General features: G+C 39.4%; 8 protein-coding genes and 1 pseudogene. 8 read left to right on the forward strand and 1 reads right to left on the reverse strand.

Annotation, left to right across the window (positions count from 1 at the left end; translation table 11 throughout):
• The first annotated feature begins 105 nt into the window (after nt 1–105).
• The gene (locus ACH8E3_RS12585; protein WP_458632992.1) at nt 106–1,209 is read left to right on the forward strand and encodes an FAD:protein FMN transferase; all 1,104 of its coding nucleotides are present in this window, start codon (nt 106–108) and stop codon (nt 1,207–1,209) included.
• Nucleotides 1,210–1,296: 87 nt separating this feature from the next.
• Here ACH8E3_RS12585 and ACH8E3_RS12590 read toward each other — a convergent pair whose 3' ends face one another.
• Nucleotides 1,297–1,902 carry a TetR/AcrR family transcriptional regulator gene (locus ACH8E3_RS12590; protein WP_458632993.1) on the reverse strand — a complete coding sequence of 202 codons (606 nt, stop codon included), beginning with the start codon at nt 1,900–1,902 and terminating at the stop codon, nt 1,297–1,299.
• A 194-nt stretch (nt 1,903–2,096) separates the two neighbouring features.
• Between ACH8E3_RS12590 and ACH8E3_RS12595 the strand changes: the two genes are divergently transcribed.
• From ACH8E3_RS12595 to ACH8E3_RS12625, 7 genes and pseudogenes are all read left to right on the forward strand, one after another.
• Entirely contained in the window at nt 2,097–2,945 is an 849-nt protein-coding gene (locus ACH8E3_RS12595) for a hypothetical protein (protein ID WP_458632994.1), read from the forward strand.
• A 23-nt stretch (nt 2,946–2,968) separates the two neighbouring features.
• A complete protein-coding gene (locus tag ACH8E3_RS12600) occupies nt 2,969–4,141 on the forward strand; it encodes a DUF5692 family protein (protein WP_458632995.1) in 1,173 nt (390 codons plus the stop codon).
• Nucleotides 4,142–4,393: 252 nt separating this feature from the next.
• On the forward strand, nt 4,394–4,813 hold the full coding sequence (locus ACH8E3_RS12605; RefSeq protein WP_458633034.1) for a HEAT repeat domain-containing protein: 420 nt from the start codon (nt 4,394–4,396) through the stop codon (nt 4,811–4,813).
• A gap of 155 nt (nt 4,814–4,968) precedes the next feature.
• Nucleotides 4,969–6,849, forward strand: coding sequence for a molecular chaperone HtpG (htpG, locus tag ACH8E3_RS12610; protein WP_458632996.1), 1,881 nt, complete (start codon nt 4,969–4,971; stop codon nt 6,847–6,849).
• 138 nt (nt 6,850–6,987) lie between these two features.
• Nucleotides 6,988–7,686, forward strand: coding sequence for a pseudouridine synthase (locus ACH8E3_RS12615; protein ID WP_458632997.1), 699 nt, complete (start codon nt 6,988–6,990; stop codon nt 7,684–7,686).
• 271 nt (nt 7,687–7,957) lie between these two features.
• Nucleotides 7,958–15,174 (forward strand): annotated as a pseudogene (locus ACH8E3_RS12620) (pullulanase).
• A 183-nt stretch (nt 15,175–15,357) separates the two neighbouring features.
• On the forward strand, nt 15,358–15,627 hold the full coding sequence (locus ACH8E3_RS12625; RefSeq protein ID WP_458632998.1) for a NifU N-terminal domain-containing protein: 270 nt from the start codon (nt 15,358–15,360) through the stop codon (nt 15,625–15,627).
• The last annotated feature ends 105 nt before the right edge of the window (nt 15,628–15,732 follow it).

Below are 15,732 nucleotides of genomic sequence, written 5' to 3' on the forward strand. Positions count from 1 at the left end.
GGTACGTACGGTGGTGTGAGAGGTCGGGGGCTAGTCGCCCCCTCCTACTCGATTACAATCGCATGATAATAATTCGCTATGTTGATTAGGAATGAAGGTGAGCATATGCTTAAACTACGTAAAGGAATAACAGTCTGTTTACTCTTCGTGTTGAGCTTAACAGGATGTACGTTGGGACAGCAACATCAGGTAGAGAAGTATCATAAATACAGCGGAAGCTTCTACGATAGCTTCAACACGTTAACCCAATTCATTGCGTATACGAAGAATGAAGAAGAGTTCCACAAGTTCTATGAGAAGGCACATAAACGATTTATGCAACTTCATACATTCTATGATATCTACAATGATTATGAAGGAATCAATAACATCAAGACCATTAATGATCATGCCGGAATCAAACCAATAATCGTGGATCAGGACATTATCGATTTGATCATGTTCTCCAAAGAATGGTCAACACGCGTTGGATCAGACACGAATATAGCGATGGGTTCTGTTCTTCAGATTTGGCATGACTATCGCGAAGAGGGAATAGATCAACCCGATCAAGCCAAGCTACCACCTATGGGTATACTAAAAAAGGCTGCAGAGCATATGGATCTTGATAAAGTGATTGTAGATACAACGTTAAATACAGTCTATCTATCTGATAAAGAGATGAGTCTCAATGTAGGTGCAGTGGCAAAGGGATTCGCAACTGAGTTGGTAGCCAAGGAATTAATAGAAGATGGTTTATTATCTGGTATGATCAGTTCTGGTGGTAACATTCGTGCAATCTACAAGCCGCTAGACGACATACGTCAGCGATGGGGTGTAGGATTACAGAATCCTGACAAGTTCATTGCATCAGATGAGGAGAATTTACTAGATACGATTTATATTAATAACGCATCTGTTGTTAGTAGTGGCGACTATCAGAGGTATTACGTGGTGGATGGTAAAGTATATCATCATCTGATTGATTCCAAGACACTGATGCCAGAACAATATTATCGGACCGTCACCATTATGACAGAAGATTCGGGTGTTGCCGATTTTCTGTCCACAACGATATTCCTTATGCCTTTTGATGAGGGATTATCACTCATAGAGAGTTTAGAGGGTGTCGAAGCCATGTGGGTGATGCTTGATGGAACTATTGAAGCCACGGCTGGAATGAACAAGATCATGAAGAGTCATGGGGCAAGTGGCGCGAATGCGGAATAAACAGAACAACTAAATAAAAAGACAGATAGGCCTAAATAGAATTACTATTTGGGCTTATTTGTCTTTTTATTTCATTCGTTCTAAAGGTTAATCCAATGTCTGACTATTCATGAAATCCATAAACCTAGGAATGCCCTCTTTTAATATATAGTGGTATACCGTAGTTACTTCCTCAGGAGTCGAGACATTGGAACCAAGAACCATTTGAAGTGCAACACCATCGATTGCCCCGATTAATAAAGAAACAAAAGCACGACTATGTTTACTTTCTTCTTTATTATGTAAGAGTTTGATGAGCTCTTCTGATCGCGTGATCCATTCGTCATATTTCTCTGTGAATTTCAATCTGAGATCTTCGTTACCAATCATAGCTTCTTGTGCAAGATAGAAATGCAGCTTATTTTCAGATGGCTTTTTAAATCTTTTTAAGATATTATCTGTTATCTCAGCTATGAGGATATCATTATCTTTGGGTAATGTTCTAGATTTCTCAGCAATTCGAGTAGATTCAGATAAGCTATGATCCATGACATCATACAAGACATCTTCCTTATTCTTATAGTAATGATATATTGCCCCCGTACTCAACCCTGCTTCTTGAGCAATGCTTCGCATCGTGGCACCATTAATTCCTTGTGCAATGATGACTCTTTGTGCTGCCTGTAATATTCTTTCTTTTCCGACGACACTCATAACCTTTACCACCATTCTGCTAAGTTAAAAATATCGTACCATAATAATATGGACACTACCAATTGTTATGGCTGGATTGCGTGATAAACATCACAGCTGTTATGTTAGAAAATTGTTATGCTCTGAATGAAACCGAACGCTTGTTATGTTTTAGGGGGATTAAGATAATTATTTTAAAATGAGGAGGGCTTAAAATGCAAATTCCAATTTGGCAGTATGTAGTTACGATGGTCGCTTATATTAGTTTGCTGATGTTTATTGTTGGTTATATGCGTAAGCATATGAAATTCGCCAACATCTTCTGGATCGCTACATTAACTACATTTCCCTTGTGGATTATGGGTGGGGTAGTTGGTTGGTTCAGATGGGTAAAAATCCTAAGTGTTATTTTTCCAACGATCTTCTTAGGCTTCGCACGGTTATCAAATGCGGATGGAATGGCAGCCAAATTCAAAGGCAAGTTCTGGGATTCACTTCGTAAGGATTGGGTGTTATGGATTCTGTATGGTGTATTATTCCTTAACATAGCTGAGGCGACCATTAAGGACGTAGCATTAGGCAATCTGTTCAATGCAGCATGTGGATTCCTTCTATGTGTAACGATTCCATTTCCATTGAAGAGAAACTTCTGGAACATTACAGGTAAAGGTGGAGAACTAGTTGTATACACTACAATCGCATGGAACTTCATCTATACGACTTGGAATGCAGCTTTTGTATATGCAGAAGCACCAATCTACTTCGCAAGTTCATTATGTATTCTATTAGCAGCAGAGCTGTATCCTATCATCAAGCGTAGACCAGAATTATATGTCATTGCTCGTGTATATACATTAGCAACACATTTAATTATTAGAGCGGTAGCACCGAATTTATTCCCAACACTCATGGATTCTTCTTCATGGCACAACCCAATGGTACTTAAATATTGGGGAATGATTAACTTTATTATCATCGTTCCATATGTGTTCTGGCATGTGTACCAACTTCACACAGGTAAAGCGAATGTCAGCTTCCGTAGAGGTAAAGTAGAGGCAGTTTAACTATATAGGTTAAGGAGAATGTCATGAGAAAATCTAAATTATGGATAATGTTATTTTCTTTTCTACTGGCCTTAGTTTATCTACCTTCGGTTAGCTCTGCAGATTCATCTAGTACAAAGGAACTTACGCTAGGCACATGGCAAGGGATTGTGGATGGTTCTTCAAGTGAGGGTTCCTTCTTCTACCGTATGGAATTTAACAAAGATGGTACCGTTTCTGTTCTGAAGCAATACGGCGGGAACAATGTCAAAGAGCAGAAGACTTGGGTTCAAACGAATAATAGTATTGAGGTTACGAGTGAGACCGGCGCAGTTATAACCGATTTCGATGGTGCAAGTCTATTGATTGAAGATGCTTCCAAAAGTATCTCATACCAGAATGGCGATTATATAGGGGTTATAAGTAAGCATAATAGAACACTGTCTGTCATACACTGGGTACTGATTTTAGTAGTTCTTATTGCACTAAACGAATTATTCAGACGCTATAAATGGTTTTCCATTGTATTCTTCTTCATTCTTCCCATTGTATTATTACCTTTATGGATGAGCTATGGCGTTACACATTGGTTCAAATGGGTCAAAGTATATTCTGTAGTAGCAGCTAGTGTCTGGTTTATACTCATGAGATTCACAGGGTTAGGTAAATATAACTTTGCGAAAATGGTAGCAGCATTGTTCTTAGCAATAAATATCGCTGAGGCTGTTACACAAGATTTCTCCATGGCATTTCTGCCTAATATCCTGAATGGAATAGCAGGAATACTCTCGATTATCACATTGTTCTATGGTTGGAAAGGGATTCAAGCAGATAGAAGTAAGCAAAAAGATCTCGTATGGTCTAAGATGACTATCTTTTGGATCATTGCTTATGATCTATGGAATTGGGTATTCGTATATCTCAATTTCCCTGGTTCAGCCTCCGCACAGTTCATGGTGCTCTTGGCATGTACGATTCCTGCCATGTTTATCAAGAAAGGAACTTGGCTGCAAGCACGTGCATTTACACTTGCTGCTTGGTTTATGTACTATTTTACCTTCGCAAGATTTACAGAGGCAACCGAGTTATTAGTTCCTAGAAATGACTTTCTTATGTTGTTCGTAGCCATTCTAAGTATTTCAGCTAATGCAATATATGCAGCTGTTTATTTCAGAAAGCTATATATAGAAAGAAAACAATTACGTATAGCTGAATAAGTACGACTGGAAAAGACGGATGCAGCTAAAGTGTACCGTCTTTTTTGTATATAATTATCCTAACAACGTAGTTCATGGATTAATCTAGACATTAAAGCGCAATAATAGAAACATATGAGGTATAATAGCTATAATGATGTTATTTCATTGTGCTCACCAGATTTTGAATAGAGGGGATTGGATCGTTTGAATATTGAAGAAGTAAATAATGAAGAAATAAATGATGAAGAGGTATTAGAATCAGGTCCCAATATGGAACAATTAAAGAAAGCTGTCAATCGTACATCGGATTGGAGAGTGCGTCTAGAGGCTGTAGAAGAATTAGGGCAGTTAGACGACCAACAATCTATCGATATACTTACACGTGTGATGGCTAATGATGCTGTCTATCAAGTGCAAGAGGCTGCTTACCATAAACTTAAGGCATTAGGTGAAGATGTTCAGTTGCCGTCTAAGAGCACAGGTGAATTGGTTAAGGGAATCACGAAGATTCTAGTTCGTATTAAGAAGAGTTTACCAGAAGGCCATACGTATGAAGAGTTCAAAGAGAAGTTCAAGAAGATGAGAGTTGACCTTTATGATGTATACGAAGGCGATAAAGGTTCTAATTTTGATTCTTGGTTAGAAGATACGTGGGTATCTTTACCGGTTAGAACATCAGCTAAGAAATAGTGGCTGTTGCCTTGTAGACAAGCTTAAGTATAAGCACAACTTGACAACAAAAATTAAGTTATGTAAAAATAGGGATTAGCACTCTGGTCATTCAAGTGCTAATCCTTTTGAAATATAAGAAAATATTGTTAGCTAAATTGAAAGGGGAATTTATCTTGGTTAAAAAAGAGTTCAAAGCAGAATCCAAAAGATTACTAGAGATGATGATCAATTCCATCTATACGCACAAAGAGATCTTCATGAGAGAACTTATTTCTAATGCTAGTGACGCCATTGATAAAATATATTACAGAGCACTAACGGATGATAGCATGGTGTTTAACCAAAGCGATTATTTCATCAAAGTAACAACCGATCAAGAAAAGCGTACATTGACTATTTCCGATACGGGTATTGGGATGACAAAAGAAGAGCTTGAGAATAACTTAGGTACGATTGCTAAGAGTGGTTCATTAGCTTTTAAGAAAGAGAATGAAGCCAAAGACGGACACAATATAATTGGTCAATTCGGTGTTGGATTCTATGCAGCGTTCATGGTGGCAGATGATGTTACCGTAATCAGTAAAGCGCTTGGTAGTGACGAGGCTTTCAAATGGGAATCTAAAGGTGCAGATGGCTATACCATTGAATCATGTGAGAAAGATAGCGTAGGAACTGAAATCATTCTGACCATAAAAGAAAACACCGAAGATGATCAATATGATGAGTATTTAGAAGAGTACCGCTTAAGATCCATCATCAAGAAGTACTCTGATTTCATTCGCTTCCCAATCAAGATGGATGTGAAAGAGCAGAAGCCTAAAGAAGGTACCGAGAATGAATTCGAGGAAGTTCTTGAAGAGCAAACGGTCAACAGCATGGTACCGATCTGGCGCAAGAATAAGAACGAGCTTACACCTGAAGATTACGAGAACTTCTATGTTGAAAAGCGCTATGGTTTCGATAAGCCGCTGAAACATATTCATATTAGTGCAGACGGTGCGGTTGTATATAATGCCATTCTCTACATACCTGAGAATACACCATTTGACTATTACACCAAAGAATACGAGAAGGGCTTAGAGCTATATTCCAACGGTGTATTAATTATGGATAAGTGTTCTGATTTACTCCCTGACTACTTCGGATTTGTGAAGGGTATGGTCGATTCAGAAGATTTATCACTGAATATCTCAAGAGAAATGTTACAGCATGATCGTCAGTTAACGCTAATCGCTAAGAACATTAAGAACAAAATTAAGAGTCAGCTATTAAGTCTGATGAAGGATGAAAGAGAGAAGTATGAGAAGTTCTTTATCTCTTTTGGCAGACAGCTGAAATTCGGAGTATATAATGATTACGGTATGCACAAAGACACATTACAGGATTTATTGATGTTCTATACATCCAAAGAGAAGAAGCTTGTATCCTTGGATGAATATGTATCAAGAATGCCTGAAGATCAGAAGTACATTTACTACGCTTCTGGAGAATCGATTGACAGAATTGAGAAACTTCCAGCGATGGAGCTTGTGAATGACAAAGGGTATGAAATTCTATACTTCACAGATGATGTGGATGAGTTCGCAATCAAGATGATCATGAGCTACAAAGAGAAAGAATTCAAATCTGTATCCAGCGGTGATTTAGGTATCGAAGCAGATGCCAATGATAAGCCTACAGAGGAAGAAGAGAATGAGAATAAGGAACTCTTTGAAGCGATGACAGGCATACTTGGGAATAAAGTATCGAATGTTAAAGCGTCCAAGAGATTGAAGACGCACCCTGTATGTATTTCTACAGAGGGTGAGTTAACGATTGAGATGGAAAAGATATTGATGGCTATGCCTAACGCTCAAGATGTGAAAGCAGATAAGATATTGGAGATCAACGTCAATCATGATGTCTACCAATCATTGAAAGATGCTTACACCAATGATAAAGATAAGCTGAGCTTGTATACTAATCTGTTGTATAATCAAGCCTTATTGATCGAGGGATTGCAGGTTGTTGACCCGGTTCAATTCACGAATGATATTTGCAAAATAATGAAATGATGAAGCGAATTACAGAGTAGTAGCTGAATAACAAGAATAACCCGTATCTGGTGTGAACCAAGGCGGGTTATTTGTCGTTGTGATGAAGACTCTGCTAGAATCAAGATATATCAACATGTTCGAAAGTGGGATAAAAATATGAGAATTAACAAATATATTAGCGAGACAGGCTTTTGTTCAAGGCGCGAAACGGATAGATTAATAGCGGCTGGAAGAATTACGATTAACGGTGTTATCTGTGAACCAGGTGACAGCGTTATTCTAGGTGACACAGTGCTCATTGATGATGAAATGATACCTAGTAAGGAAGATCATGTATATATCGTACTAAATAAGCCCATAGGAATTACTTGTACGGCTGCAAAGCATGTAGCGGGTAACATTATTGATTTCGTGAATTATCCTACTCGAATTTTTGCTATTGGTAGACTAGATAAAGCTTCAGAAGGCCTAATATTATTAACGAACGATGGAGACATTGTGAATAAAATGATGCGTTCAGAGAATGGTCATGAGAAAGAATATGTAGTGACAGTAGACAAATGTGTTACTGCTCAATTCCTTCAGTGCATGTCTAGTGGCGTAGATATTCTTGGAAGGACAACCAAACCGTGTGAGACATTTGCGATCGGTGAATATGAGTTTAGAATCATCTTAACCCAAGGACTAAATCTTCAAATTCGTAGAATGTGTAAGGCTCTTAGTTATAGAGTGCTTAGGCTTGAACGAATAAGGATAATGAATATCTCTATCCATGGACTAGAGCAAGGGAAGTGGAGAGATCTTACCGGTAAAGAACTACAAATACTACACAAACAATTAGATCCAACGAGATGATCTTATAAATTATTAATTGACGTATTGAATAAAGCGTTATAGTATATAAGTGCAAACGCTTTCACGACTTTTAAAAAGTTAGAGGTTTATAAAATGACACTTTCTGTGACGGGTACTGACTTCAGGGGACCTAGTGATGTTACTATTTATTGTTTAAAGGAGGGGTTATCGACTTTTATGCAATCGTTTGCATTATTTTTAAAATTATAAAAGAAGGAGTGTTGCTCACGTGAAGTCTATTTATCAAATGAGACGTATACTGTCCAGCTTTATGGTTTTTATTCTTGTTATTTCGAGTGTGGGGTTAATTCCATTACAGGCTGGTGCAGATACAAATAAAGTTGTGTTGGTCGGTGATTTACAAGAGGCGTTCGGATCTAATGGGAATTGGGATCCTGCAGCACCTGCAACCGAAATGATTGATATGGGCAACGGAAACTATCAGTTCACAGGTATCTTGCCTGCAGGTTCTTATAAATATAAAATTGCCATTGGTGGCAATTGGGATATCAGCTATGGTTTTGGATCATACACAAATCCTATGGGCAAAGATGATGGAGGTAACATCCAAATTACGTTAACCCAAGAAACAGCAGTGACATTCTATTATAACTATCTGACTAATAAAATAGCGGATTCTACTTACTACACGCCATTAGCCGTCGATAAGCATCCGCGAGTAGTTGGGGATGTGCAAATGAATATAGGCGATGCAAACAACTGGTCGCCTGCTGATGCACAAACCATGATGTATGATGATGATTTTGATGATATTTATTCTGTCACGAAGACTGTTTACGCAGGTGATTATGAATATAAAATCGTTCTAGGCTCCACATGGGATGATAGTGCCTATCCCGGAAGTAATGCGAAGTTGAGTCTTCCAGAGAAGCTTGCGGTCACTTTCAATTACAATCGATTAGACCATAGCGTATCTGCAGAGTTCGTCGCACCAGGTGACGATATTCCGGCCAATACGGTCGCATACATTATCAAAGACCGGACAATAACTATAGCCCTTATGGGATTTGGAACTGGGAGGATGTAGCAACACCGTCATCCGTATGGGCATCAGATGCGACCCTTTTTCCAGTTGATCAAATAGATGCATTTGGAGCATATGTTGATATTCCACTCAAAAAGAATGCAAAGAAAATAGGCTTTTTTGTTGTGAATCGTACCAAAGGCGATGCGGACAAAGAGGATAATAGAAGCTTTAATCTATTGGATAGATATAATCAGGTATGGATAAAACAAGGAGATGATAAGGTCTATGTTTCATCTAACGGAGAGTTACCTACAGGTCTGACGTCTGCTGAAGTATTATCTGATAGTAAAATTCAGTTAGGATTTACGATGACCGAAGGTCTAGTTGAGAAAGCATTGAAAGATGCACTAATCATTACGGACAAGAACGGTGATGCTGTAACGATTAACAGAGTCCAAATCATGAATGCGACAACAGTTGAAGTTATGACAACACCGTTCTCGTTGGAGAATGTTCCATTAAGTGTTACATACGCTGGCATAACGCTGTCGGCTACGACGGGTTGGAGAATGATCGATGAAATGTATCATTATGAGGGGAATGATCTCGGAGCCAAATATCACGCGGATACAAAGAGTGTAACGCTTAAACTTTGGGCACCCAAAGCGAGTTCAGTAGTTGCGGATGTATATGACAAATATGATTCTACGCAACTAGTGAGAAGTGTGAACTTAACGCAAGAGGATAAAGGTATATGGTCTGCTAGAATTTCCCCTGGGGATCTAGGTGTTACAGATCTTAAAAACTATTTCTATCAATATGAAGTAACCAATAACGGTATAGCAAAACAAGTGCTTGACCCTTATGCCAAATCAATGGCTCCATTTAGAGTGAATACGAAAGGTAACGTTGGTTCTGATGGAGATGCTGTAGGTAAAGCGGCCATTGTGGACTTGAGCGGAACGAACCCCGCAGGTTTTGACTTCGCAAAGATTGAAGGATATGAACAAAGAGAAGATGCAATTATTTGGGAGGTCCATGTGAGAGACTTCACATCAGATCCATCTATCGAGAATGATTTGAACAATGCAACATGGGGATCGTACGATGCATTTAAGAATAAAATTGATTACATTAAATCTCTTGGTGTAACGCATGTTCAATTACTTCCTGTCATGGCTTGGTATTACGGGGATGAGATGAATATGAACACAAGAGAACTTGATTATTCAACCAAAGACAATGAATATAACTGGGGATATGACCCACATAACTATTTCTCGCCGGATGGCGCTTACTCTGAGAATCCTGCAGATCCGGAACTCAGAATTAAGGAATTGAAGAACATGATTGACGCCATTCATGATGCGGGTATGGGTGTAGTGCTGGATGTTGTATATACTCATATGGCTGAAGCAAGCTTTTTAGATGATATCGTTCCTAACTACTATGCATTTCAAGATGCAAATGGAAATAATATAGGTGGTTTTGGAAATAATCTAGCGACAAACCATAAGATGGCTGAGAAATTAATGATAGATTCCGTTAAATACTGGTTTGACGAATACAAAATTGACGGAATGCGCTGGGATATGATGGGTGATGCAACCTATGAGTCTGTCCAGAATGCTTATGATGCAGCAGAAGCAATTAATCCGAATGCTCTATTTATAGGTGAAGGTTGGAGAACGTTCGGTGGAGCGGTTGCAGATCCTTCATTAGCAGGTAAAGGGGCAGATCAGGACTGGATGGACAAAACCGACAGTGTCGGTGTGTTCTCTGATGAGATGAGAAATGAATTAAAGTCTGGTTTCGGTTCGGAGGGGCAACCGAGATTTATTACAGGCGGTGCGCGCGACATTGATGTAATCTTCAACAATATCAAAGCGCAACCAGGTAACACAGCCGAGGATGATCCAGGCGATATTGTACCTTATATTGAGGCACATGATAATCTAACATTATATGATGTCATTGCACAATCTATTAAGAAGGATCCATCGATAGTAGCTAATGATCTGGAAATTCATAAGCGGATCCGACTTGGGAATATGTTAGTACTGACGTCACAAGGGACGGCCTTTCTACATGCAGGACAGGAATATGGACGTACGAAACAATGGAATGGGGTCACCGCCCCAGCAAGTCCAAATGAACACAAGTTTACTGAATTAGAAGATGAGACAGGTCATGTATTTGGATATTTCGTGCATGATTCCTACGACTCCTCCGATGCAATCAACATGTTTGACTGGACGAAAGCAACGGATAACATAGCTTTCCCTGTGAATAATACAACCAGAGAGTATACAGCTGGCTTGACAGCGTTAAGGAAATCAACGGACGCCTTTCGACTAGGAGACCAAACATTAGTAGACTCTAATATTACCTTGATTCAAGCGCCGGAGATTAAATCACAAGATCTCATAATTGCCTATAAGAACAAAGCAACAGATGGGACGGGTCATTATTATGCATTTGTAAATACAGATAATACAGCAAGAACACTTACACTTTCCGAAGATCTAACAGTAGGTACGGTCGTTGCAGATAATGATGAAGCAGGGATCGTTGAGGTTAAATCGAAATCTGGATTTACACTCACGGCTAATTCAATCACCATAGAACCTTTATCAGCAGTTATTATTAAGATGGAAGCTGCGGCTTCGGTATTAAGCTCGATAGAAGTGAAAGAATCCAAATATTCATTAGAAATAGGCAGAACGAATCAAACAGCCGTGTATGCGAGATATGATGATGGAAGCCAAAGAGCAGTAACGAGCAAGGCTACTTATTCATCAAGTAATAACCTCGTAGCGACTGTGACTGCCAAAGGTTTAGTGAAGGCAGTGTCTAAAGGAACTGCCACGATTACAGTTGCTTATGGCGGGATCACGTCAGAAGTAACGGTTAACGTTACTGCGGAAGTAGCGAAGCGTTACGTCCAAATCAATTATATACGTCCAGATAAGGATTATGAGAATTGGAAGCTGTGGGTGTGGAACACAGGTGTGAAGAATGATCTGATTCTTTTTGATAAGGTCGAGAACGGTGTGGCTACTGTTATGATTGAAGTCGGCCCACAAGCGACAAGTGTTGGATTTGTTCTTATTAAAGCCAAAGGTACAGATTTAGATTGGAACAAAATCAAACAAGATTATCCGGATGATCGCTTAATTTGGGTCACACCTGGCGAGACCCTTACCAAAGTAAATGTGACGAGTATGGTCAGAGACATGGATATTTTGCCAAGCATCACGGGGCCAATTCTGAATGACGGTAATATTACGTTTGTGTACAGAGATGATGAGCTTTTCAAAAGCGGGCAAATGAGCTCTATGACAGATATAAAACTTAAAATTGACGGTACAGAATATGCAATGACTTACGATCCAACCAAAGAATGGTTCAGTTATACGTTAAATAATGTAGGAATTGGTACACATGAATATACGTTCGTTATAACCAAAGATGGGGTAGTTAATGAGGTGGCAGATCCATACAATACGACGAATGGGAAGTCTATTGTGGAGTATCAGTTACCTATAATGACAATGAAATCGATTGTTAATCCATCTGTCATTACAGCTAACGAGAATGCGGTACTGAAATTGAATGTTGTATCGGATCAATTCATAAACTACCGTGAAGGTTATATCGATCTTACCGAATTAGGTGGACCAGATAAGGTGGAATTTGATACGGAGCTTTTGGAACAGTCCATTGCAGTAAAGGATTCGATAGCTGCTGGATCGAAGAGTATCCCAATCACTTTAGTAGATCAATATGGTAACAAACATATTCATTCTGCGACCGTACAGGTGAAGGCAAGAACGTATACTGGGACAGATGATTTCGATTGGGACGAAGCTCGGATTTACTTCGCGCTGACGGATCGTTTCCAGGATGGTGATCCAACGAATAATACCGATGTTGATAAAAGTCATCTTGAAGCCTATCACGGAGGTGACTTCAGAGGTCTTATTGATAAACTGGATTACTTACAAAATTTAGGTGTAAATACATTGTGGATTACGCCAATTGTAGACAACATAGATTTCAACAAAGGTGTTGATTTCAACAGTAAACAATATGGATATCATGGCTATTGGGCTAAAGATTTCACAAAGATTGACGAACATCTCGGCGATCTAGAAACATTCAAAGAACTAATCGATACCGCCCATGATAAAGGAATAAAGATCATGGTAGACGTAGTCTTAAATCATGCAGGGTATGGCTTGAAAGAAGAGGATAATAGACCTGGAATCACGGAGGAAGACAAGGAAAGATTCGCAGGTATGCTGAGAACAGATGGACTTTCTTCGGATGAAGATGTGCTTAAGGGAGAGTTAGCACAACTTCCTGATTTCATCACAGAGGACATCGACGTTCGTGCACAAATCATGGATTGGCAAGCTGGATGGTTAGATCGGGCTAGAACAGATCGTGGATATACGATTGATTATTTCCGTGTAGACACCGTGAAACATGTTGAAGATACAACATGGAAAGCGTTCAAGAATGTATTGACTTCGATTGATCCGAATTTCAAATTGATCGGTGAATACTTTGGTGCAAGCGTTGATAGTGATGGTGGTACGCTCCAAAGTGGTCAAATGGACAGTCTTCTTGATTTCAGCTTCAATGAGAATGCGTCGATGTTCGTGAACGGGAACATTGAATCGGTTGAAGCTTATCTAGCTAATCGGGAAGCGCAGATGGACAATACAAGAACGATGGGACAATTCCTGAGTAGCCACGATGAGGACGGCTTCCTGTCATCTGATGCCGTTGGTGGAAATAAAGGTAGATTGAAGGCGGCTGCGGCACTACAAATTACTTCCAAAGGACAGCCAGTCATATACTATGGAGAAGAATTAGGACGTTCAGGTAAGAATGCAGGCGACATGAGTAAAGGGGAATTTAGTGAGAATCGTGCAGATATGCCTTGGGATCAGTTAGAGAGTGAAAAAGATTTGCATGATCATTACCAGAAGCTGTTGAATATCCGAGCTAAGTATTCCAAAGTGTTCTCCAAAGGAACACGGACATCTCTTGTTGCTTCTAATGAAGAAGGATATCTAGCATTCAGCAAAAAATATGAAGGTAAGAATATCGTTACGATTATTAATACGAAAGAAACAAGTAAAGACGTTACGTTAAGCGTCCCGTTTGCAGCTGATAGCGAAGTGAAGGATGAGTATAGTGGGAAGGTTTACAATGTGACGAACGATCACAAAATAAGCTTTAGCCTTCCAGGTATAAATGAAGGTGGAACTGTTATTCTTTCTCTCATGCCATCGGTTGGTGTTGATACCGACAATGAAACTGAACCCGGTGATAGTAATGTCTCTATTGGTAGTGGGTCTGCTAGTGGTAATAGCGATAAAGTTACCCAGAGGATTGTCACTGAAGAATCGTTGAAGAGCGGCATAGAGAAAGTCATCATTAACCTTGGAGTAAGTGAAAATGGCGTTCTACTTCCGTTGAAAGTAGCTGAAATGCTGGGATCTAAGTCAATTGAAATCAATCAAGGTGATTACAAGATTGAACTTTCTTCACAATTGCTGAAAAACATTCAGTTATTGATTCCATTTGGGCAAGCAGAAGGAGCTGTCATTTCCTTCAAGATGGATGAAGTAAAACAATCACTAGCCGAGTCCCTTGTTGAGCAATCAAATAGCTCGAGTTCGAAGATGAAATTGGCAAGTAAGATGTTCAATTTCAGTCTGAGTATCCAAATGAAAGATGGAAAAGAAATGAAGGTAGAGCGTTTCGTAACGCCGATCACTCTAGTCTTCCATGTTGATGCTTCTGCGAATAAAAAATGGTTAGGCGTATATTTTATTAAGGAAAATGGGGAAATGGAGTATGTAGCCTCCTATTGGGAAAATGGCAAACTTAAAGCGGATGTTTACCATTTTAGTAAGTATGCGGTAATAGAATACAACAAATCGTTTGTAGATTTGGTTAATCACTGGGCGGAAGCGGCTGTTAAGGAACTTGCTGCCAAACATGTGGTGAAAGGAAATACCGATAGTACGTTTAGTCCTGCAGAAAAGTTGACTCGTGCTCAGTTCGCAACGATGCTCATTCGAGCATTGAACTTAACGGAGGAGGGTGACTTTTCTTTTAAAGACGTTGATAGTAGCGCTTGGTACGCTTCGGCAGTTTCGATCGCATATCATAGCGGAATGGTGAGAGGTAAGAGTGAAATGATGTTTGCACCACAAGAAAGCATCACACGAGAAGAAATGGCTGTGATGGTCCTGCGTGCTTATCAGTTTAGAAATGCAGGAGTTACAATACCGAATGGTTCTGGCTCTGTGTTCACAGATGAACAACAGATCAGTTCATGGGCTATTAAAGAGGTTCAAGCAGCTACATCGCTTGGATTGTTGAACGGACAAAGTAAGAGTGTATTTGTTCCGAAAGCGTACACGAGCCGTGCTGAAAGTGCTCAAGCTCTCGTGAATTTACTTGATAAAATTCAGTGAATGACTGGCAAGGACCCCACCCATCTCTAAGTGAGATGGGCGAGGTCCTTGTTTATTACGTAAATAGCAAATATAATGGAATGTGGTTTATATTTAATAGGACAGTTTGGAATGACTGAGCTGATAATTAGTAAGATATGGTGCGGCATGGTACAATGATCTATAAAAAGGGGAGTGAATCGTATGTCAATACAAATGAATGTTCAACCAACACCTAATCCAAATTCAATGAAGATCAATGCGAGCGGAACGATATTTGAAGGGGCAGGAAGTGTATCCCTCAAGAGTGGCGCTCAAACAGATCATCCTTTGGCAAGTGCTCTACTTGCTATAGAGGGTATTGATAATATATTTGGAATACGAGATTTCGTTACAGTTACTAAGGAACCAGATGCACAATGGGACGTTATTCTACCTCAAGTAGAAGAAGCTTTCAAAGTTGTCTATGGCTAATGTTATGACCACTCCGTGAGCCGAAGTGTAATAAGAAATGGTTGTTGTAAAGACTATAAACAGTAATAATTCAACGAAAGATTAACCTGCCTTCATTGTGAGAAT

It is taken from the genome of Paenibacillus sp. CMAA1364 (assembly GCF_054373195.1).